The sequence below is a fragment of the Microbacterium sp. PAMC22086 genome (assembly GCF_019443525.1).
Taxonomy (GTDB): Bacteria; Actinomycetota; Actinomycetes; order Actinomycetales; family Microbacteriaceae; genus Microbacterium; species Microbacterium maritypicum.
The window spans coordinates 2,782,594-2,803,994 of the sequence record NZ_CP080380.1; the positions used below are offsets into that span (position 1 = coordinate 2,782,594).

22 protein-coding genes are annotated in these 21,401 nt (G+C 67.8%); all 22 read right to left on the reverse strand.

Translation table 11 applies throughout. From position 1 onward, the window contains the following. Positions 1-29: 29 nt before the first annotated feature. Complete coding sequence (locus KY497_RS13810) at positions 30-1,154, reverse strand: hypothetical protein (RefSeq protein WP_218682285.1); 1,125 nt, start codon at positions 1,152-1,154, stop codon at positions 30-32. Further along, the gene (locus KY497_RS13815; RefSeq protein WP_219869281.1) at positions 1,129-1,734 is read right to left on the reverse strand and encodes an RNA polymerase sigma factor; all 606 of its coding nucleotides are present in this window, start codon (positions 1,732-1,734) and stop codon (positions 1,129-1,131) included. Before KY497_RS13815 ends, KY497_RS13810 begins: the two co-directional genes overlap by 26 nt. A 41-nt stretch (positions 1,735-1,775) precedes the next feature. Then, positions 1,776-2,906 carry a hypothetical protein gene (locus KY497_RS13820; protein WP_219869282.1) on the reverse strand — a complete coding sequence of 377 codons (1,131 nt, stop codon included), beginning with the start codon at positions 2,904-2,906 and terminating at the stop codon, positions 1,776-1,778. Continuing rightward, on the reverse strand, positions 2,893-3,483 hold the full coding sequence (locus KY497_RS13825) for an RNA polymerase sigma factor (RefSeq protein WP_219869283.1): 591 nt from the start codon (positions 3,481-3,483) through the stop codon (positions 2,893-2,895). Before KY497_RS13825 ends, KY497_RS13820 begins: the two co-directional genes overlap by 14 nt. A 31-nt stretch (positions 3,484-3,514) precedes the next feature. After that, complete coding sequence (locus KY497_RS13830; RefSeq protein WP_219869284.1) at positions 3,515-4,114, reverse strand: GNAT family N-acetyltransferase; 600 nt, start codon at positions 4,112-4,114, stop codon at positions 3,515-3,517. A gap of 47 nt (positions 4,115-4,161) precedes the next feature. Further along, positions 4,162-5,082 carry an RluA family pseudouridine synthase gene (locus tag KY497_RS13835; RefSeq protein ID WP_218682910.1) on the reverse strand — a complete coding sequence of 307 codons (921 nt, stop codon included), beginning with the start codon at positions 5,080-5,082 and terminating at the stop codon, positions 4,162-4,164. Positions 5,083-5,084: 2 nt separating this feature from the next. Continuing rightward, positions 5,085-5,765 carry a signal peptidase II gene (gene lspA / locus KY497_RS13840; protein ID WP_258185702.1) on the reverse strand — a complete coding sequence of 227 codons (681 nt, stop codon included), beginning with the start codon at positions 5,763-5,765 and terminating at the stop codon, positions 5,085-5,087. 9 nt (positions 5,766-5,774) lie between these two features. Beyond that, positions 5,775-6,353, reverse strand: coding sequence for a DivIVA domain-containing protein (locus tag KY497_RS13845; protein ID WP_219869285.1), 579 nt, complete (start codon positions 6,351-6,353; stop codon positions 5,775-5,777). A gap of 181 nt (positions 6,354-6,534) precedes the next feature. Then, positions 6,535-6,834, reverse strand: coding sequence for a YggT family protein (locus KY497_RS13850; protein ID WP_141386191.1), 300 nt, complete (start codon positions 6,832-6,834; stop codon positions 6,535-6,537). Between the two features lie 3 nt (positions 6,835-6,837). Further along, positions 6,838-7,311 carry a cell division protein SepF gene (locus tag KY497_RS13855; RefSeq protein ID WP_017830233.1) on the reverse strand — a complete coding sequence of 158 codons (474 nt, stop codon included), beginning with the start codon at positions 7,309-7,311 and terminating at the stop codon, positions 6,838-6,840. Positions 7,312-7,354: 43 nt separating this feature from the next. After that, complete coding sequence (locus tag KY497_RS13860; RefSeq protein WP_219869286.1) at positions 7,355-8,062, reverse strand: YggS family pyridoxal phosphate-dependent enzyme; 708 nt, start codon at positions 8,060-8,062, stop codon at positions 7,355-7,357. Then, positions 8,059-9,201 carry a cell division protein FtsZ gene (gene ftsZ / locus KY497_RS13865; protein ID WP_017830231.1) on the reverse strand — a complete coding sequence of 381 codons (1,143 nt, stop codon included), beginning with the start codon at positions 9,199-9,201 and terminating at the stop codon, positions 8,059-8,061. The genes KY497_RS13860 and ftsZ overlap by 4 nt, the downstream gene beginning before the upstream one ends. 165 nt (positions 9,202-9,366) lie before the next feature. After that, positions 9,367-10,299: an FtsQ-type POTRA domain-containing protein gene (locus KY497_RS13870; RefSeq protein WP_141386193.1), complete on the reverse strand. Its 933-nt coding sequence runs from the start codon at positions 10,297-10,299 to the stop codon at positions 9,367-9,369. Between the two features lie 3 nt (positions 10,300-10,302). Continuing rightward, on the reverse strand, positions 10,303-11,703 hold the full coding sequence (gene murC / locus KY497_RS13875) for a UDP-N-acetylmuramate--L-alanine ligase (protein WP_219869287.1): 1,401 nt from the start codon (positions 11,701-11,703) through the stop codon (positions 10,303-10,305). Between the two features lie 40 nt (positions 11,704-11,743). Next, positions 11,744-12,820: a glycosyltransferase gene (locus tag KY497_RS13880; protein WP_219869288.1), complete on the reverse strand. Its 1,077-nt coding sequence runs from the start codon at positions 12,818-12,820 to the stop codon at positions 11,744-11,746. Next, positions 12,817-14,022 (reverse strand): putative lipid II flippase FtsW, encoded by a 1,206-nt coding sequence (gene ftsW, locus KY497_RS13885; protein WP_141386195.1) that lies wholly within the window; start codon positions 14,020-14,022, stop codon positions 12,817-12,819. The genes KY497_RS13880 and ftsW overlap by 4 nt, the downstream gene beginning before the upstream one ends. Then, on the reverse strand, positions 13,991-15,526 hold the full coding sequence (murD, locus tag KY497_RS13890) for a UDP-N-acetylmuramoyl-L-alanine--D-glutamate ligase (RefSeq protein ID WP_141386196.1): 1,536 nt from the start codon (positions 15,524-15,526) through the stop codon (positions 13,991-13,993). The genes ftsW and murD overlap by 32 nt, the downstream gene beginning before the upstream one ends. Then, complete coding sequence (mraY, locus tag KY497_RS13895; RefSeq protein WP_017830225.1) at positions 15,516-16,622, reverse strand: phospho-N-acetylmuramoyl-pentapeptide-transferase; 1,107 nt, start codon at positions 16,620-16,622, stop codon at positions 15,516-15,518. Before mraY ends, murD begins: the two co-directional genes overlap by 11 nt. Then, entirely contained in the window at positions 16,619-18,031 is a 1,413-nt protein-coding gene (murF, locus tag KY497_RS13900; protein ID WP_219869289.1) for a UDP-N-acetylmuramoyl-tripeptide--D-alanyl-D-alanine ligase, read from the reverse strand. Before murF ends, mraY begins: the two co-directional genes overlap by 4 nt. 27 nt (positions 18,032-18,058) lie before the next feature. Further along, on the reverse strand, positions 18,059-19,828 hold the full coding sequence (locus KY497_RS13905; RefSeq protein ID WP_219869290.1) for a penicillin-binding protein 2: 1,770 nt from the start codon (positions 19,826-19,828) through the stop codon (positions 18,059-18,061). 25 nt (positions 19,829-19,853) lie between these two features. Then, on the reverse strand, positions 19,854-20,423 hold the full coding sequence (locus KY497_RS13910; protein ID WP_219869291.1) for a hypothetical protein: 570 nt from the start codon (positions 20,421-20,423) through the stop codon (positions 19,854-19,856). Continuing rightward, positions 20,420-21,358, reverse strand: coding sequence for a 16S rRNA (cytosine(1402)-N(4))-methyltransferase RsmH (rsmH, locus tag KY497_RS13915; RefSeq protein WP_017830221.1), 939 nt, complete (start codon positions 21,356-21,358; stop codon positions 20,420-20,422). Before rsmH ends, KY497_RS13910 begins: the two co-directional genes overlap by 4 nt. Positions 21,359-21,401: the final 43 nt, after the last annotated feature.

Consider the following 21,401-nt stretch of genomic DNA (forward strand, 5'->3'; position numbering starts at 1 on the left):
GGTCGGTGTCAGGGCTCCCTGCCAGGTCGCTACCCCCGGGGCGCGGAGTCCACGACGGACGTGTGCACCGCCGTGATGGAGTCGACGGTGTCACCTGCGGGCCCGCCGCTTCCGTAGTCCTCCGCGATCGAGTCGATGAGCCCCTGGTCGGTGTCGATCACCATCGTCGTCGTCCGGTGACCGGGAACGACGTACCGCAGCGTCGCTGTCGAGCCATCGTCTGCCAGCACTTCGAATCCCGGGATCAGGGCGATCGCGAGGAAGAACGTCGAACGCAGGTCCGCCGGCATCAGATTGATCGCCGACGGGTCGGACAGACTCGCAACGAGCCAGCGGTCCGCGTCTTCGCCCGTCATCCCCGACTGCCCGCGGAGCCAGTCGAGCAATTCCTGTGGCTCGCGGGGCATTTCCGCGTAGAAGGGGCGGTAGCGGTCCGCCAGGTACGGCATCGGAGGTTCGTCTCCCCCGATGGCGAGGTACTCTCCGGCCGGGAGTGTCTCGATCGTGCCATGTTCGATCACCTGGGAACCGGGCCAGGAGGACCATTCTCGCGCCGCCTCCGGTCCCCGTTCCCCGAAGGACTCGACGACCTCGGAGTGACCCCAGTCGTAGAACCAGTCGCCATCCCGGTCCGCCGGGATGTACAGCACCCGAGTATCGCGCACCAGCACGGCGGCGTCGCTCCCCTCTCGAGAGGCGTTGAACGAGAGCGTGTTCTCGTCGTCGTCATCTGCCCACTCGGCCTTCCAGAACTGCAGGTGCTCACCGACGGTCTCGATCCGCAGATACTCACCCGGAACGAGAGTCGTGTCCTGCGCGTCGAAAGTCACCGCGGAGGCGCGCTCCAGCACCTCGGCCGCCGCAGCATCGGGCGTGACCGTCGGTGCGAGAACCGAACCGGCCACGATCGCGAACGCAGCCGCTACGGCCACGAGACCCCCGATACCGAGGCCGGCCCAAGCCCGCCGTCGGGCACGATGCGCGAGTTCTGACGCCACGCTCGAGCCCTCATTCGCCAGCGCCGTCGGAGCGGAACCGCCAGCCTTCCGGGACGCGTCGATACCCACCAGGAGCCTGGCACGAGCCCCGGTGATCCGCTCCTCCGTCAGGCCAGCCCCCCGGTTGACCTCACGCACGCGCTCGAAGACGTCCATCGGCTTCTCCTTCCTTCTCGTTCGCGAGTCGTTCCTGACCGCTCCCACGACTCGGATTCAATCGCGTCCGCACTCGGTTGATGCGCGATCGGACGGTCCCCACCGGGACCCCGAGGGCGATGGCGAACTCTTCATAGGTGAGATCCCCCCAGGCATACAGCAGCATGGTCTCGCGATCTTTGGCAGAGAGCGACGCGATCATCGGAGCCAGTTCGTGGGTGGAGATCTCGGCGTCGAGGCGGGCGACCGTCACGTCGAGGTCCCCGTGCGAGATGTGCCCTTCTCTCGCGGCTGCCGCCGCGCTCGATCGCAGATGCTTGGCCTCTCGGGTCCGGTGCTTCTTGATCAGACGGGACGCGATCCCGTACAGCCACGGAAGCGCCGACTCCCACGCGGTGTCGAACGACTTGCGTCGTGCGAATGCGACCAGGAACGTCTCACTGAGGATGTCCTCGCCCGCGTCGGGACCAAGACGGCGAGCGGCATAGCCGCCCACCGTCCTGGCGTGCCGATCGAACAGCTCGGCGAAGGCGCGGGATTGACCGAGCGACCGCTGAATGATCTCGCTGTCTGTGCTCACACTACGTATTGCCCCGGAGGGCGAGGAGAGTTCGAAACCCGTCACGGCAGACTGTCGACCACGCTCATCTCGAAGGTCATCCAGGAGTCGGGAACATCGCTCGGGATCGTCCCCTCGCCCACTTCGCTGGTGTCCGTGGTTTCCGTCACGAGCCCTGTCGCCATGTCGATCGTCATCGTGGACCGCCGTAGCGACCTCTCCCCGACCTCGGAGAAGGCGAGATGCGAGTCGAAGGTGACGGTGCGTCGTCCGTCATGCTCCACCCCCACCGTCGATCCCGGGAGCGTGCTCAGCGCGCGATACATCGCAGCACGCATCTCCGGGTCACCGACGTTCTGCGACAGCAGACCGATGAGCAGCCACCCGACCTTCCCCTCAGCCCAATCCTGCGTATCGGGGCCCAGGTAGTCGTCAATCCACACGACCATGGCGGCCGGATCCCGCGGCAGCGATTCGAAGAACCATAGAACGTCTTCGGCGCCGCTCTCGGGAAGATATGGAGCATCCGACGGGAACAGCGTGACCGCCGGCCCGTATGCCTGCATCCCCGCATCCTGCCCTGCACGCCCCTGCGCCTGGTCTCCGTAGACGCCGCCCGCAACCGGAGATCCCCACTCCTGGTACCACTGGGAGCGAAGGTCGGCAGGGGCATAGTCGGCGCCACTGCGACTGATCACCCATCCACTCGACGCTGTCGCACGCGAGGCACCGTAGCCGGGCATTCCTGGCACGCCGAGTTCAGGGTCGAACAGGCCCAACGTAGAGGTCGTCCACGCTCGTCGCAGATACTGTCCAGGAGCGAGCACAGGAGGAGTGAAGCCGGCAGCCGCATTCGCCGCCCCGAGCAGGACCTCAGGCCCCGTCATCGGTGTGGGGGCAGGCGACGGAACCGGGCTCGGCACGAGCACCGGCCCCGGCACGCGGGTCGGCACGGCCTCCACTGTCGGCGCCGGAGCCGTGATGCTGCTCACCACGAGCACTCCCGCGGTGACCGAAGCCGCTGCGCCGAGGGCACCGGCGGCGATGAACCACGGCCGCCGCGCCGCCCGCGAGGACGCGGGCTCGCGTTGTCTCTGGATCTCCATCAGGAGGAGCGCACGCGCCGCGGCGAGATTCTCCTCCTCGCCCTCGATCGCGGGCCTGGTCTGCTGAACCTTCTCAAATACGTCCAAGGGTCTCTCCCTTCTGCTGGAGCTGCTCGAATGCCTGAATCCTCCGGGCGGAGTCCAATCGTCTGCGAACCCGGTTAAGGCGCGATCGCACGGTTCCGACGGGAACCCCGAGTGCCGCCGCGACCTCGTCGTAGCTCATCCCCTGCCAGGCGTACAGCAGCAGTGTCTCGCGGTCCTTCGGCGCGAGGGCCGCGATACGCGCTTTCAGCGTCTCGACCTCGCGCTCGGCATCGACACGCGTCAAGGCATCCTCCAGACCTCCGAGCGATGAGTGCTCATGCTGAGAGATGGATGCCGCGAAGGACCTCCACTGCCTGGCTTCCACCGCGCGGTGCCGGCGGATAAGGCGCGAGGCGATGCCGAGAAGCCACGGACCCGCCGACTCGACGTCCGTGTCGAAGTCGGCGCGTCTGCGGAACGCGACGAGGAACGTCTCGCTCAAGACGTGCTCGGCCGCATGCCGACCTATCCGATATGTCGCGAACGCGTTGACCGCGCGCGCATGTCTGTCGAAGAGCTCGGCGAACGCCGCCGGCTGCTGGAGAGATCGCTGGATGATCTCGCTGTCTGTGGTCACGCTATGTATTGGCCGTGCGCCGTCGATCGGTTCACGCTTTCTTCGACGACATCGTGGAGGCGCCCAGATCGAGCCTCATCAATACCCGGGGGAACCCGTCGAGGACCGACCCCGTATCCGCCGCCTTCACGAAGCCTGCGCTCTCGAAAAGCGCGCGCGTACCTACGTAGGCCATGGTCGGGTTCACCTTCTCCCCACCGTTGTCGACCGGATACCCCTCGATGGCGGACGCACCGCGCTCCCTCGCGTACGCGACGGCGCCGTCGATCAATGCGTGGGAGATGCCCTGCTTGCGGTACCCCGGGCGCACGCGGAAGCACCACAGCGACCACACATCGAGATCATCGATGTGCGGGATCAGCCGATTTCGAGCGAAGCTCGTCTCCCGTCGGGGATGCACGGCGGCCCACCCGACCGGTTCGTCGTCGAGATACGCGACCACACCGGGCGGAGGGTCCTGACGGCACAGCTCGCGCACGCGGTCGGCGCGAGCGCTCCCCTTCAGCGCCACGTTCTCTTTGCTGCCGATGCGATAGCTGAGGCAGAAGCAGACATTCGATGACGGGTTCTTCGGTCCGACGAGCGTGGCGACGTCGTCGAACACCGTCGCCGGTCGAACCTCGATGCTCATGCGCCCAGTGTTGCGCACATCACGGACATCTGTCGGCGCAGCGCGGTCTACTCGCCTCGAAGCACATCCAATGCGTGGCGGAAGTCCCCGGGGTACGGGGATTCGAACTGCACCCAGTCCCCCGTCGTCGGGTGGGCGAAGGCGAGCTGGTGCGCGTGCAGCCATTGACGGGTGAGCCCCAGCCGCGCCGACATCGTCGGGTCGGCTCCGTAGAGCGGGTCGCCGACGCAGGGGTGACGGTGCGCCGCCATGTGCACGCGGATCTGGTGGGTGCGTCCTGTCTCGAGGTGGATCTCGAGCAGCGAAGCGCCGGGAAAAGCCTCCAGCGTCTCGTAGTGCGTGACCGAGGGTTTGCCTTCAGGGACCACCGCGAACTTCCAGGAGTGATTCGGGTGACGTCCGATGGGTGCATCGATCGTCCCCGCGAGCGGGTCGGGATGCCCCTGGACGACTGCGTGGTAGATCTTCTCGACGGTGCGGTCCTTGAAGGCCTGCTTCAAGACGGTGTACGCGTGCTCGGACTTCGCCACGACCATCAGACCGCTGGTGCCCACATCGAGTCGGTGCACGACACCCTGACGTTCCTGGGCACCGCTGGTCGCGACGCGGAAGCCTGCGGCGGCCAGAGCGCCGACGACCGTGGGACCTTCCCATCCGACTGAGGGATGGGCGGCGACGCCCGTCGGCTTGTCGACCACGATGATGTCGTCGTCGTCGTAGACGATGCCGAGTTCGGGCACCGCGATGGGAACGATCTTCGGCGCCTCCTTCGGCTGCCACTCGATGTCGAGCCAGCCGCCACCGCGTAGACGGTCCGACTTGTCGAGCGTCACGCCGTCGAGTCTGACTCCGCCGGCCGCGGCGACGTCAGCGGCGAAGGTGCGGGAGAACCCCATCAGCTTCGCCAGCGCCGCGTCGACGCGCGCACCGTCCAAACCGTCGGGGACGGGAAGCGACCGCGAATCCACGGTCAGCGCCCTTCGGGTGCGGGAGTCGCACCCTCCGAAGGCGCATCGTCATCGGACGCACGCAGCGTCACGGAATCGCCTGCGTCGACCATCTCGTCGTCGGTCTCGGTTCCCGTGACAGCGGCCGCGGCAGCCGCCTCGGCTTCTGCCTCGGTCTCCACGATCTCGTGATCGCGCTCCCGCGTGCCGTCGAAACGGAGGCCGAAGACGACCAGCAAAGCCACGGAGATCATGCCCGTGACGATGAAGATGTCGGCGACATTGAAGATCGCCGGCATCATCCACGGCATCGAGATCATGTCGACCACATGCCCCACCGGGAAGCCGGGCTCACGGAGGAGACGGTCGCTCAGATTGCCGAGCACCCCGCCCAGAAGACAGCCGAGGACGACCGCCCACAGCCGCGACTTGAGTCCGAACGCCTTCCAGACGATCACGCAGGCTACGACGGCGAGGGCGATCGTGAAGATCCAGGTGACCCCGGACCCGAGGGAGAACGCCGCTCCGGGATTGCGGACGTAGTACAGCTGAAGGAACTCCCCCAGGACCGGAACCGGCTCCTGATACGGAAGGTTCTCGATCGTGAGGTGCTTCACAAACTGATCGGCGGCCAGTACGAGCGCTGCGAGAATCGCAACGACCGCACCGGCCGCCGACCGACGAAGGGGACGGCGTCCTGACAAGAGGGCGCCTTACAGACCGATCGCGGAAACGGGCGTCGAGTCCGTGGAGGTCGACTTCTCGTCGAGCTCGCGGAGCTGACCCTCGATGTAGCCGCGCAGCTGCGAACGGTAGTCGCGCTCGAAGTTGCGGAGTTCGGTGATACGAGCCTCGAGCGTGTTGCGCTCGCGCTCGAGTCGGGCCGACTCCTCGCGCTGCTTGGCCTCGGCCTCGGTGCGGATGCGGGCGACCTCGGTCTCGGCCTCGGCGATGAGCGCGTTGCGCTTCGCCTCACCCTCGGCGACGTGCTCGTCGTGCAGACGCTGTGCGAGTTCGATGATGCCGGCGGTCGCGGTGGCGGAGCCGGTCGGAGCGGGCTCCGCAGGAACCTCGGCGACAGGGGCGGCGGCAGCGGGAGCGGCGGCTTCAGGAGCAGCACCGGACTCGTATGCGGCCAGCTTGGCCTTCAGCTCGACGTTCTCCTCGAGGGCCTTGCGCCACTCGATGACGATCTCGTCGAGGAAGTCGTCGACCTCGTCCGGGTCGAAGCCGTCCTTGAAGCGGACGTGCTGGAACTGCTTGGTGACGACGTCATCCGGGGTAAGTGCCATGGGTGGCTCCTCTTTCGATGAGTTCGATTGCCAGTATCGATGTATGGCGTGGTCGTGATGTGGCGCGAACCCGGGGCGCGCACCTGGGTGCCAGCATAGCCCCCGCGCATTGGCGCCGCGATGTCACGACACCCAGAGTGGGCGAAGTGGTCGAGGTCCGATCGGGAGACACGCCTGGATTTCAGCGGATGAACAGCCCGACGACGTTCATCAGAATCAGAACGATCAGAAGGGTGAGCGTGAACCCGAAATCAAGAGAGAGCGAACCGATCCGCAGCGGCGGGATGATCCGCCGGAAGAACCGGATGGGCGGATCGGTGAGCGTGTAGACCGCCTCGGCAGCCACCAATCCGAAACCCTTGGGACGCCACTCCCGATTGAACATCGGGATGTAGTCCAGGATCAGGCGCGCGAAAAGCACGAAGACGTACAGGAGGAGCACCAGATGGACGATGCTCGCAAAAACGGAGACCAGCTGCACGGGCTACGACTGGTCGAAGCCCGCAGACTCGGCGTCTGCGTGTGCGATGCCCCCGTGACCCGAGACGGCGATGTTCTCCGGCGACAGCAGGAACACCTTCGAGGTCACGCGTTCGATACGGCCGTAGAGACCGAGAGAGAGCCCGCTCGCGAAATCGATGAGGCGACGCGCGTCGGCGTCGCTCATCTGGGAGAGGTTGATGATGACCGGGACGCCCTCGCGGAAGCTCTCCGCGATCAGCTGGGCGTCGCGGTACTGCTTCGGGTGGACGGTGAGAATCTCGTTCACGGCTCCTGCAGACGGCTGGCGGACGGCGACGGGGCGACGAAGCGGCGTGACGGGGGCCGGTGCCGGCTCCTCGCGGTCACGGTCACGTTCGCGGTGAGCGCGGGCGGGTGCCTGCGTCTCCTCCTCGTAGACCTCTTCTTCATCGGCGAGGCCGAGATACACCATGGTCTTCTTCAGCGGGTTACCCATCGTGTCCTCCGGTTCGAACGTGTCGGGCTGGTCTTTTCACAGGTTAACCCCGGTCTGGTCGGGGGCCGGTGATTGCGGAGCCGATCCGCAGGTGTGTCGCGCCGGCGGCGATCGCCTCGACGAAGTCTCCGGTCATCCCGGCAGAGATCCAGGAGGCTGAGGGTTCCACTGCGCGGACGCCGTCGGCGACATCACGCAGACGGGCGAAGGCCGATGCGGGCTCCTCGTCGAGGGGCGCCACGGCCATGACGCCGCGCAGACGCAACGACGGCAGCGCCAGGACGTGCTCGGCGAGTGCGACCGCCTGAGCGGGCGTGGCTCCCCCGCGACCGGGATCATCGGTGAGGTTGATCTGCACGAGCACGTCGAGCCGATCGTCGCCGTCCGCCGCCCGGTGGAGGGCATCGGCGAATCGATCGCGATCGACCGAATGCACGACGCCCGCACTCCAGCGGATCGCGGCAGCCTTGTTCGTCTGCCCCTGCCCGATGAAATGCCAGCGCAGATCCAGAGCCGCGAGTTCGCCCTGCTTGGCCGACAGCTCCTGCTGGCGGTTCTCGCCGACGTCGTGCACACCGAGCTCGTACAGGTCGCGCACCAGGGATGCCGGGTGGAACTTCGTCACCACGATGCGGGTGATCTCCTCGGCGCTACGCCCTGCAGCGTGCGCGGCCACGGCGATCTTCTCGTCGATCGCCGACAGCCGCGCCGCCAGGAGGGACGACCCCGAGGCGTCGACCGGCGGGGTCACTTCAGGAATTCGGGGATGTCGATGTCGTCATCCGCGAAGGCCGGCTCGATGCTGGTCGCCGGCACACGCTGCTGCACGGGCTCGGGCTTGACCGTCTCGGTCTTGCTCTCGGTCTCTTCGGTGAGCGCGACCTCGGGAAGCGTCGTCGCGGCCGGCCGAGACACGACCATCGGGTCCAGACGCAGAGAGGGCTCGCCGCCGTCGAAGCCTGCCGCGATGACCGTCACCCGCACCTCGTCGCCGAGCGTGTCGTCGATGACGGTACCGAAGATGATGTTCGCCTCCGGGTGAGCGGCTTCCTTGACGAGGTCGGCCGCATCGTGGATCTCGAAGATGCCGAGGTTCGAGCCACCCTGGATCGAGAGGAGCACGCCGTGCGCGCCCTCGATGCTCGCTTCCAGGAGCGGAGACTCCACGGCCAGCTCGGCGGCCTTGATCGCACGGTCGGCGCCGCGTGCGGATCCGATGCCCATGAGCGCGGATCCCGCGCCCTGCATGACCGACTTCACGTCGGCGAAGTCGAGGTTGATGAGACCCGGGGTCGTGATGAGGTCGGTGATTCCCTGCACACCGGCGAGGAGAACCTGGTCAGCGGTGGCGAAGGCCTCGATCATCGAGATGCCGCGGTCGCTGATCTCGAGGAGACGATCGTTCGGCACCACGATGAGGGTGTCGACCTCTTCCTTGAGCTTGGACACGCCGGCCTCGGCCTGGCTCTGGCGACGACGACCCTCGAACGAGAACGGCTTGGTCACGACACCGATGGTGAGGGCACCGATGGACTTCGCGATGCGAGCCACGACGGGCGCGCCGCCGGTTCCGGTGCCACCGCCCTCGCCGGCCGTGACGAAGACCATGTCGGCGCCGGTCAGCGCCTGCTCGATCTCTTCGGCGTGGTCCTCGGCGGCACGACGCCCCACCTCGGGGTCGGCACCGGCACCGAGGCCGCGGGTGAGTTCGCGGCCCACGTCGAGCTTGACGTCGGCGTCGCTCATCAGCAGCGCCTGGGCGTCGGTGTTCACGGCGATGAACTCGACTCCGCGGAGGCCGAGATCGATCATGCGGTTGACGGCGTTGACGCCGCCACCGCCGACGCCGACGACCTTGATCACGGCGAGGTAGTTCTGGTTCTGGCTCATGGCCGGCCTCCGATTATTCGAGCCTGGAAGTGGGTGAACCTTAAACCTCAAGTAGAGGTGTAAAGTATTTCCCGGTATTGCGTTCTCTTTGATCGAAGGTAAGCGCCGCCCGGCCGCGTGCGCGCGAAGACACGGGCGTGTCGCGCCATTGCCCCGCGAAAGCGATCAGCCCGCGACCGCGACCTCGGGAGAAGTGACATCGATCGAGGCGGCATCCGGTTTCGCCGCCATGGTCTTCGAGAGGACGATGGCCTTCAGCGCGGACTTCTCGGCGCTCCCCCAGACGACCGTCAGCCCGCTGCTGAGAGTCAGGGTCACGTCATCGGCCGTCGTGGCCCTGATGCCGGTCAAGGCGGCGCGCACGTCGGAAGGCAGAGAGCGGACGACGAGACCGGCGCTGCGGAAAGCCGCGGAATCCACACCACCCTCCACGTCGATCACCGGCTGCCCCGCCGGCTGATCCGAGGTGGTGGAGAGGGCGACACCGGCGGCATCCACCAGCGTGTAGCCGGCCTCCGAACGGACGACGCCCACCGGGGTGCGTTCCACGATGCGCACCGTGAGGTCGTGCGGCGGGCGCGCTTCGAGGGCATACGTCTCGATGAGCGGGAAGGCGAGCAGCGCCGCTTTCACCTTGCTCGAATCGACGAGCGCGAGGGGGGTTCCGAGCTGGTCGCCGAGGGCGGCCTCGATCACTGCGGGGTCGAGGCTCGTGGCACCGTCGACGGTGATCTTCTGCACGGCGAAGAGCGGACTGTAGGCCGCCGCGACGCTGCCCCCGACGAGCAGGAGCGCGGCGCCGATGCTGCTCAACCAGATGATCCTGCGCCGTCGGGATCGCTGGGTGAAGCGTCGGATCTCGGCGCGAAGCGCCTTGCGTCGCGCACGCGCCGCACGCCAGACATCTCGCGTCGATGTCGGCTGCGGGTCATCGCCCGAGTCGTCGTGCGCGCTGTCGCCGGGAGTCATCGCGTCGATCGAGGCGAGCTCTTCCTCCACTCCGGCGTCGCGACGTCGTCGGCGAGACGTCGCCGCCGGCGCGGCGGCCTCCTCCCCCGGGCGCCCCGGGGTGGTCGGAAGCGGTGCGGGCCGACGCATCGGCTACGCCTCGTGGGTCCGACGCAGCGAATCCAGGACCTGCGGAATGATCTGGTAGACGTTTCCGCAGCCGAGCGTGACGACGAAGTCGCCGTCTCGTGCGACCGTCGCCGTGTAGTCGGCCGCCTGCTGCCAGTCCGCGACGTAGTGCACGTGCGACGGGTCGCGGAAGGCTCCGCTCACCAGCTCACCGGTGACTCCGGGCACAGGGTCTTCCCTGGCTCCGTACACGTCGAGCATCACCGTGTGATCGGCGAACTCCTCGAGCACGTCGGCGAACTCCTGGTACATGTGCTGCGTGCGGGAGTACGTGTGGGGCTGCTGGATCGCGATGATCCGCCCCTCCCCGGCGATGCTGCGCATCGCCTCGAGAGCCGCGCGGACCTCGGTGGGATGGTGCGAGTAGTCGTCGTACACCGTGACGCCGCGCTCGACGCCGTGCTGCTCCAGGCGACGCACGGTGCCCGCGAACCCCTCGACGGCGCGCACGGCGTCGGCGAGCGGGTAGCCGAGCGCGCGCAGAACCGTGACCGCTCCCGCCGCGTTGATGGCGTTGTGCACACCGGGAACGGCGAGCTGCATACGCGCCTGCTCCTCGCCATGCGTCAGCGTCGCAGCGACGGGACCTGCGGCGACGATGTCGGTGACCCGCACATTCGCACCCTCGGCCTGACCGAAGGTGAGGATGTTCGGATGCGAGAGCCCGGCGCCGACCCGCAGCGCCCCGGCATCGTCGCTGGAGATCACGACAGCCTCGGTGGCGGCGTCAGCGAACTGCACGAACGCCTGGTGGAACGCCTCGTCCGAACCGTAGTGATCCAGGTGGTCGGGATCCACGTTGGTGATCAGCGCGACCGCGGTGTCGTACAGCAGGAACGTGCCATCGGATTCGTCGGCCTCGATGACGAAGAGCTCGCCGGAACCCGTCGCGCTCGACGCACCGAGCTGCTCGATCACACCGCCGTTGACGAAGTGCGGGTCGGCGCCGAGCTCACGCAGCGCCGTGACGATCATGCCCGTCGACGTCGTCTTTCCGTGCGCACCTGCGACCGAGACGAGGCGACGGGAGCCGACCAGCCAGTGCAGTGCCTGCGAACGATGGATCACGTGGAGTCCGCGGGCCTTCGCCGTCACGAACTCGGGATTCTCGGGCCAGATCGCGCCCGTGTGCACGACCGTGTCGGCGTCGCCGAGATGGGCGGCGTCGTGACCGACGTGAACAGTCGCTCCCGCGGCGGCCAGTGCCCGCAGGTTGTCGCTGTCGGCACGGTCGCTGCCGGAGACCCGGATACCGGCGTCGAGGAACATCTTCGCGAGACCGCTCATGCCGGAACCGCCGATGCCGATGAAGTGCGCGGCGGTGATCGTGTCGGGAATGGGGAGGGAGAGGTCGGGTCTGATCATGTCCGCTTCAGTCTACTTTTCTTCGGTCTCACCGACCGCGTCAGGCGGCGACGAGTGCGCGATCGATGAGAGTGATGACGTTCTCGGTGCCCGTGCGGGTGCCGGCCGATTCCGCGGCCGCCGCCATCCGCGCGATCCGCGCCGAGTCCCCGAGCAGCGGGACCACGATGCGCCGAACCGCGTCACCGTCGAACGTGGCATCGTCGAGGAGTTCGGCGGCCCCGGCCGCGACAGCGGAGGCGGCGTTCAGACGCTGCTCGCCGTTGCCCACGGAATAGGGCACGTAGAGTGCGGGGATACCCAGGGCGCTGATCTCGCTCACGGTCGCCGCCCCGGACCGGGAGACGATCAGATCGGCCAGCGCGAAGGCGAGATCCATGCGGTCGACGTAACGGCGCAGGGCGTAGCCGGTGACGCCGGGGTCGGGGAGGTCGCTGCGCTCTCCCGTGACGTGCAGCAGCTGCCACCCGGTGTCCAGGATGTCGCGCCACGAGTCCTCGAGCGCCTCGTTGAGACGCTGGGCGCCCAGCGACCCCCCGAAGACGAGGAGCACGGGCCGCTCGACGTCGAGGCCGAAGTACTCCGCGGCCTCCGCGCGGGAAGCCGCGCGGTCGAGGGCGATCACTTCCTGGCGTAGCGGCATGCCGACGACCTCGCCGCCGCGCAGCGGGGTGCCTTCGAAGGCGACGCCCACTGCGGCCGCGCGGCGGGCACCGAGCACGTTCGCCAGCCCCGGCTTGGCATTGGCCTCGTGCACCACGAAGGGCACACCCTCCCGACGGGCGGCGACGTACGCCGGGGCTGAGGCGTACCCGCCGAAGCCGACCACCACGTCGATGCCGTGCCGACGGATGTGGGCGCGCACCTGGGCGATGGCCCGGCGGAAGCGCCCAGGGAAGAACAAGGCCTGCCGGTTGGGGCGCCGGGGAAACGGGACCTTGTCGACGATCAGGAGCTCGTAGCCGCGGGCAGGGACGAGACGGGACTCCAGCCCCTCGGCCGTGCCGAGCACGAGGACGGACGCGTCGGCATCGCGCGCGCGAAGACCATCCGCGACCGCGAGCAGGGGATTGACATGACCGGCGGTGCCACCGCCGGCGAGGAGATACGAAGTCACCTGGTGACCCTACCCCGCTCGGCTGACTGCTTCTCGGTCACGGGGATCGTGCGCGCGAACGCGAGCAGCACACCGCACGCGATCAGCACCGCGAGCAGGGCCGTGCCGCCCTGGGACATGAACGGGAGCGGGACGCCCATCACCGGGAAGACGCCGATGACGACACCGATGTTCATGACGGCCTGGCCGACGATCCACACCGTGATGCCGCCGGCCGCCACCCGGATGAACGGGTCCGGGGTCTTGCGGATGATGTGGAAGGCGCCGATCGTGAAGAACGTGAACAGGGCGAGCACGACGATGCAGCCGATCAGGCCGAGCTCCTCACCGACGATGGCGAAGATGAAGTCGTTGCCCGCGGCCGGGAGCCACCCGTACTTCTCCTGCGAGTTCCCGAGTCCGAGACCGAAGATGCCACCGGTGGCCATCCCCCAGATCCCATGGATCGACTGGTAGCAGTCAGTGTAGTAGAGCGCCATGTTGTCGCAGGTCGCCGTGATGCGCCGCATGCGGTCTTCGCTCGACAGCGCGTAGGCGAGCACGGCGATGATGCCGAGGATCAACGGAATGATGAACAGCCGGAGCTTGACCCCGGAGAAGAAGAGGCACCCGAGCAGGATGAGCACCAGCACCATGGCGGTACCGAGGTCCTTACCCGCGAGCACCGTGCCGATCGCGAGCGCACCGACCGGGATCACCGGGATGAACACGTGATGCCAGGTGCCGAGCATCGTGCGTTTACGCAGGAGGACGGCCGCGATCCACAGGACCAGGGCGAGTTTGAGGAACTCGGAGGGCTGCAGCGTGAAGCCCGCGATCTTCACCCAGTTCCGGTTTCCACCGTCTTCGATGCCCAGCGGCGTGAACACCAGCATCTGCAGCGCCACGGCACCGAACAGCGCCGGCCATGCCATCCTCTTGAGGAAGTCGACGGGCAGGCGACTGATCAGGAACATCAGCGGGATGCCGAGGAGCGCGAACACTCCCTGGCGCAGCACGCCGTCCATGGGGTTGACACCCTTGGAGACGGCGGTCGCACTCGTCGCCGAGAGCACCATGACGAGACCGAAGAGCGTGAGGAGAAGTGCGGTCGAAGCGATGAGCAGGAACTCGGTGGACACCGGGGTGAACCGGCGTCCGAGCGACACCCGGGCTGCGAGTCCGCCCGACTCAGAGCGCGGAGGGCGAGATACCTGTGTCATCGGCGCTCCCCCGGTCGATCCAGTCCCGCACCGCCTCGGCGAAGCGATGGCCTCGTTCCGCGTAGCCGGAGAACTGATCGAAGGATGCCGCCGCCGGGGCCAGCAGGACTGTTCCCTCGTCGTCGACGATTCCCGCGGCGATCTCCACGACACGGTTCATGACCTGTCCAGTCTCGCCAGCATCCACCTCGAACACCGGCACCCCGGGCGCGTGTCGCCGGAATGCCGTGACCACGGCGGAGCGCTCGACCCCGATCACGACGGCAGCACGTGCCGTCGCTCCGACCTCGGAGACGAGGTCGGAGATGTCGACGCCCTTCAGATCTCCGCCGAGCACCCACACAGATCCGGGGTACGCGCGCAGCGACGACGCCGCGGCGTGCGGGTTCGTCGCCTTGGAGTCATCGATCCAGGTGATGCCACGGTGCCGGGCGATCACCTGGATGCGGTGCGCATCGAGCCGGAAGGACTGAAGCGCGGTGTGGATGGCCTCCGGCTCGACGCCGAGTGAACGCGCCAGGGCGCTCGCGGCGAGGATGTTCTGCACGACGTGGGGGGCGGCGAGACCCGCGGCGTCGAGATCGGCGACGGTCGTCAGCTCGAGGGCGCTGCGCGAGCGATCGTCCAGGAACGCTCTGTCGACGAGCAGTCCCTCCACCACGCCGAGATCGCTCGGTCCGGGGATGCCCAGATCGAAACCGATCGCCCGAGCGCCTTCGACGACCTCCGCCTCCTCGACCATCCGCCGGGTGGCCTCGTCGGCCTTGTTGTAGACGCACGCGATCCTGGTGTTGCGATACACCACAGCTTTCGCGTCGCGGTAGGCCTCTGCGCTCCCGTGCCAGACGAGGTGGTCGTCTGCGAGGTTGAGGCACACCGATGCGTAGGGGAACAGCTCTCCCTCGGGACTCGACTGCCCCAGATACCAGAGCTGGTGGCTGGAGAGCTCGACCACGAGCACGTCGAAGCCGGCAGGGTCGCGCACGGCGTCGAGCACCGGTACGCCGATGTTGCCGCACGGAGCCGCTCGCAGCCCGCCCGCGACGAGCAGCGTGGCCGTCAGCTGGGTCGTCGTCGTCTTGCCGTTGGTCCCGGTGATGAGCACCCAGTCCGCCGGTGTGCCGTCGGGCCGGACGACCTTGTCCCGCACGCGCCAGGCGAGTTCGACGTCACCCCAGATCGCGATGCCGGATTCCTGCGCCCAACGGATGAGCGGGTGAGCGGGAGAGAAGCCGGGCGACGCGATGATCACCTCGGGGTCGAAGTCGACGAGGACGCTGGGAACCTCATCGAGCGGACCCAGCTCGAGCCTCGCGCCGATGACCGGGAGCAGACGCTCGTACTCCTCCTCGGCGGACTCGCTCAGCACGAGCACGTCGGCGCCGAGCTCGGCCAACGTGTCCGCCACCGAGAAGCCCGTCATGGAGAGACCGAGCACGGCGACGCGCAGAGCGCGCCAGTCGGCGTTCCAGCTCGTCAGCCCTGCCAGACGGTCAGTCGACACGCGTCAGCCATTCGACATAGAAGAGTCCGACGGCCGAGACGGCGAGCAGCCCGGCGATGATCCACATCCGCACCACGATCGTGACCTCGGACCACCCGCGCATCTCGAGGTGGTGATGGAACGGACTCATCAGGAAGAGGCGCTTGCCGCGGGTGAGCTTGAAGTATGTGCGCTGCAGGATCACGGACCCGGAGGACAGGACGAAGACGCCGGCGATCACGAGCAGGAGGAGCTCGGTGCGGGTCAGGATCGCCATCGCGGTGATGACGCCGCCGATCGCCATCGAGCCGACGTCGCCCATGAAGACCTTCGCCTTGGGCGCGTTCCACCAGAGGAATCCGATGAGGCTCGCGGCGAACGAGGCGGCGATGATCGCCAGGTTGAACGGGTCGCGCACCTCGTAGCACCCGCCGAGGGCATCGGGATCGCCGCCGATGCAGGGCTGCTTGAACTGCCAGAAGGCGATGACGCTGTAAGCGCCGACGACGATGACGCCGGCGCCTGCGGCGAGCCCGTCGAGACCGTCCGTCAGGTTCACGCTGTTCGAGGTCGCGACGCCGATGATCGAGATCCACACGAGGTAGAGGATCCAGCCGAGCACCACGCCGAACGCGAAGAGATTGAGCCAGGTGATGTCGCGGAACAGCGAGATGGCAGAGCTCGCCGGTGTCTGACCCCACTTGTTCGGGAAGTTCAGCGCGACGATGCCGAAGGGGATGATGACCAGCAGCTGGCCGATCACCTTGCGCCAGCCCGAGAGCCCGAGACTGCGCTGGCTGCGCACCTTCATGTAGTCGTCGATGAATCCGACGGCACCGAATCCGACCATCAGCCAGATCACCAGCAGCGCGGAGAGGGCGGGGACTTCACCGCTCACCAGCACGCCGGTGAAGTAGCCGACCATCGAGCCGACGATGAAGATGACACCGCCCATCGTGGGGGTGCCGCGCTTGGCCTCATGGCTGGGGTTGTGGACGGACTCCGGGGTACGGATGACCTGCCCCCAGCCCCACTTCCGGAAGAGCCGGAGGAAGACGGGAGTCAAGAACAGGGTGAAGGCGAGCGAGATCGCCGCCGACATGATGAGAGACCTCACGAGAACAATTCTCCCAGACGATCGCCGAGATGCCGGAGGCCCACGGAGTTGGATGACTTCACGAGCACGCGGTCGCCGTCGCGGAGCTCGGTGCGGAGGTATTCGAACGCCGCGTCCTGGTCGGGTAGATGCACGGCCTCGCTGTCCCAGGAACCCTCACCGACCGCGGCGAGGTACAGCCGCCGCGCCTCGGGTCCGACGACCACGATCCGGCGGATGTTGAGGCGCACCGCGAGCAGCCCGATGCGGTCGTGCTCCTCCCCTGCGCTCTCGCCGAGCTCGCTCATGGCACCGAGCACCGCGACCGTGCGCTCCTCGGGGCCGGTGATCTGCGCGAGTGTGCGCAGGGCGGCCGCCATGGAGTCGGGGCTGGCGTTGTAGGCATCGTTGATGATCCGCACCCGGTCGCTGCCCAGGGGCTGCATGCGCCACCGCTCGGCGATCTCGACCGTCTCGAGGCGGGCGACCGCGTCGGCGGGGGCGACACCGAGCACGTGCGCGGCGGCGATCGCGGCCAGGGCGTTGGAGACGTGATGCGCACCGAGCACGCGGAGCCGCAGGGGCAGTCGGTCGCCGTCGACCTCGACGACGCATGCGGTCCCGGCGGCAGACACCTGGATGTCGTGCGCGCGCACGTCGGCTGCGGGGCCCTGGCCGAAGCCGACCGTGCGCAGCCCGCGGGAGTCCGCGAGGTCGCGCATGGCGGCGACCCTGGCGTCGTCGACGTTGAGCACTGCGGTTCCGGGCACGCGGGCGGCGGCGACCAGTTCGGCCTTCGCCTTCGCCGTCGCCTCGATCCCGCCGAATCCCCCAGCATGCGCCATACCGACCATCAGCACGACGGCGACATCGGGCTCCACGAGGCCTGCGAGGTGAGCGATGCTCCCCGGTGCCGCGGCTCCGAACTCGCTCACGAGGAATCGGGTACTCTCGGTGACCCGGAGCATGGTGACGGGAGCGCCGACCTCGTTGTTGAACGACTTCACGGGGGCGACGGTCTCGCCCTCGGCTTCGAGGATGCGCGCGAGGAAGTTCTTGGTGGTGGTCTTGCCGTTCGATCCGGTGATGCCGACGATGCGAAGGCCTCCGCCGGCACGGACGCGCGCGACGACCTCCTTCGCGAGGGCGCCGAGAGCTGCGACCGCATCCGGTACGACGATCTGGCTGACGGCGACGTCGACGGGGTGCTCGACGATCGCCAGCACGGCGCCTGCCTCGGCGGCGGCACCGACGAAGCGGTGGCCGTCGGTCTCGGCTCCGGGCTTGGCCACGAAGATCGACCCGGGGCCCATCGTGCGTGAATCGGTGTCGACGAGTCCGTCGACCACGGTCTCGGTCGTGTCTTCTCCGGCCACGCGCAGATCACCGCCGACAGCAGCGGTGATCTCAGCGAGCGTCAGGGCGATCATGTCATCTCCATGCGCGGCTCTCGCCGACTATCCGAACTTGGGAAGGAGCTCGTCCATCGGGGCAGAGGACGGCATCACGCGATAGGTCTTCATCACCTGCGTCATCGCCTTCTGGAAGGCGGATGCGGTGGCCGCGGACGATACAACCTTAGTCGGCTCGTCCAGGGTGACCACGACGACGTACTGCGGATCGTCGACCGGCGCGAAGCCCACCATGCTGGTGTAGTAGACCCCGGCCTTGTAGCCGCCGTTCCCGTCGGAGACCTGCGCGGTACCGGTCTTGCTGGTCACACGGTAGCCGGGAACCTGGATGCGCTCGGCGTTGCCGCCCTGCACCGCGACGTTCTCGAGCATCCGGGTGAGCTCGGCGGCCGTCTGCTCCTGGATGATCTGCTCGTGCGTCGGATCCGCCGCCTCGGTGACGGTGCCGTCGGCTCCGGTGCACGACTCGACGAGCGAGAGATCGATCTTCTCGCCGCCGTTCGCGATCGCCTGGTAGGCGCCGGCGAGCTGGGCGGCCGTCACGGTGAAGTACTGCCCGAATGTCGTCGTGTAGAGCGACTGGTTGTCCCAGTCGCTGACCGGGTGCAGGATCCCCCCGACCTCGGACGGGAAGTCGAGCGTCTTCTCGCCGACGCCGAACCGCTCGAGGTAGTCGTACCGCACCTCGGGGCTCACCATGGTGCCGAACTTCGACAGCGCGACGTTCGACGAGTCGATGAGTCCACCGGCGAGGGTGTAGTTGTAGGCGGGGTGGCTGAACGCGTCGTTGACGACGGCGCCGTTCGGGAACTTCTCGCGAGAGGAAGCGCTCACCGTGCTGAGGGGCGTCAGTCCAGCGCCCTCGATGGCTGCAGCCGCGGTGACGGCCTTGAAGGTCGATCCGGGCTCGAAGTCGCGGTGGAAGATCTGACTCGCCCTGGTCGCCGGTGTCGAGGCGTCGAGGTCGTTCGGGTCCAGCGCCGGCCACTCGGCCGCAGCGCGGATCTTGCCCGTCTTGACCTCGACGACCGTCACCGTGCCGCCCTTGGCGCCCTGGGTCTGGGCCTCTTCGGCGATCATCTGCTGCAGGTACCAGTTGAGGTCGCTGTTGATGGTCAGTTGCACGGAACCGCCGTTCACGGCGTCGATGGTGCGCTCGCTCCCGGGGATCACGACGCCGTCCTTGCCCTTGCGGTACGTCTCCTCCCCGTCGATGGGAGCCAGGCACGAGTCGTCCAGCTTCTCGACGCCGGCCTGCGCTTCGCCCGAGTTGTCGAGGAAGCCGAGGAGATTGCCGGCGACCGCGCCGTTCGGGTATACCCGCGTCTCGCGTGGCGGCATGCTCAAGTAGGAGGAAACGCCCAGCGCCTTGAGCTTCATGAACTGGTCGGTGTTGAGTCCGCGCTTGAGGGCCACGTACTGGCTGTTGGGGTTCTCGGCGAGAGCGTTCGACACCAACGCGCGAACCTCCTCGCCGGTCTGTCCGGTGATGGCCGCGATCTTGTCCGAGGCCTCGGCCCAGGGCAGCTTCGGGTCCTTCTCCTCCACCAGCATGATGACCTGCGGGCTGAGCTGCGCGTCGTAGACCATCACGCTCGACGCCAGGACCGTGCCGTCGGCGTCGAGGATCGAACCGCGCTGCCCGGGGATGGCCGAGCTCGCGCCCAGGTGCTCGAGCGACTCGGAGACGTGCTCGTCGGCGCTGACCACCTGGATATCGACCAGCCGCACCACGAAGGCGACCAGCACCGAGAGGATCACGGCGAGGGCGACGACGGTGCGTCGCCGCGGTCCGCGGGTGGCTCGTGTCGTCATGGGATCTCTCCGTCGATCGTGGGTGTCAGTGCGTCGTGGGGCTGGGGAGGCCGTCGGTGATCGACGGCGGGAGTTCCTGCGCCGGCTGCTCGGTCGTGGCCGTCCCGTCCTCAGCCTCCGCAGGAGGAGGAGGCGGCGGCTCCACGATGAGCGAGTTGCTCACGGCTCCGACGCCGGCGGGGTTGACCGTGGATGTCCAGTCGGCGCCGACCCCGATGCCGAAGACGGCTCCGTCGCTGAGGCGCAGGTAGGACGGCGAGCCCGCCACGACCATGCCGAGTCCGGCGGCATTGCCCGCCAGTACCTGCGGCGAACTGACGCCGGTGAGCTCCTCCTGGAGCGCCTGGGTCTTGAGGTTCAATTCGCGCTGCTGCGACGAGAGGCTGGCAAGGGTGAACGAGTCCTGGGTGATGGCGAGCGACAGTGCGATCTGCGCGGCACCGATCGCGAGCGCTCCACCGAGTGCGACGAGGGCGTAGGCGAGCTTCGGCTTGCGACGGACGGCCGGCTGGGTGACCGGCTGCAGCTTCCGCTGCGGGGTCCGCTCCGGTGCGACCGGCTGCACCGGTTTGCGGACGACGGCATTCAGGCTCATACGCTCTCCCGCAGCTTCTCGGCGGCGCGCAGGCGCACCGGGATCGCGCGCGGGTTGCGCGCGCGCTCGTCATCGTCTGCGAGTTCTGCGCCCTTGGTCAGGATGCGGAAGCGCGGAGCATGTTCGGGGAGCTCGACCGGGAGCCCGGCGGGTGCGGTCGAGGAGGAAGCGGCGGCGAACGCCTGCTTCACGAGGCGATCTTCGAGCGACTGGTACGACATCACGACGATGCGTCCTCCGACGCCGAGCGCGTCCATGGCCGACGGAATCGCGTCTGCGAGCACGTTGAGCTCCGCATTCACCTCGATGCGCAGCGCCTGGAACACGCGCTTGGCCGGGTGACCGGCGCGTTGCGCCGCTGCGGGCGTCGCCGCGATCAGGATCTCGACGAGCTCGCCGGAGCGCGTGATCGGCTGCTTCTGACGCGCGTCGATGATGAAGCGGGCGTAGCGGCCGGCGAGCTTCTCCTCGCCGTAGCGTTCGAAGATGCGGCGGAGGTTGCCCTCGCTGTAGGTGGCGATCACGTCAGCGGCGGTGACACCCTTCGTCTGATCCATCCGCATGTCGAGCGGGGCGTCCTTCGAATACGCGAACCCGCGCTCGGCCTCGTCGAGTTGCAGGGACGAGACGCCGAGATCGAACAGGATCCCCGAAGCGCCCTGCGCGTGCAGCCCGATCTCGTCGTACACCGTGTGCACGAGAGTGACGCGATCACGGAAGCGAGCGAGCCTCTCCCCCGCGATGCGCAGCGCGTCGGTGTCGCGGTCGAGTCCGACCAGACGGATGTTCGGGAAGCGTTCGAGCAGTGCCTCGGAGTGGCCTCCCATGCCGAGGGTGGCATCGACGAGCACCGCTCCGTCCGCCTGGAGGGCGGGAGCGAGCAGCTCGACACAGCGGTCGAGCAGGACGGGGGTGTGTATGTCTCGGAGGTTCATGATCTTTCTCGGGGTGACCTTCGGCTCTGATCCCCCTCCGCTT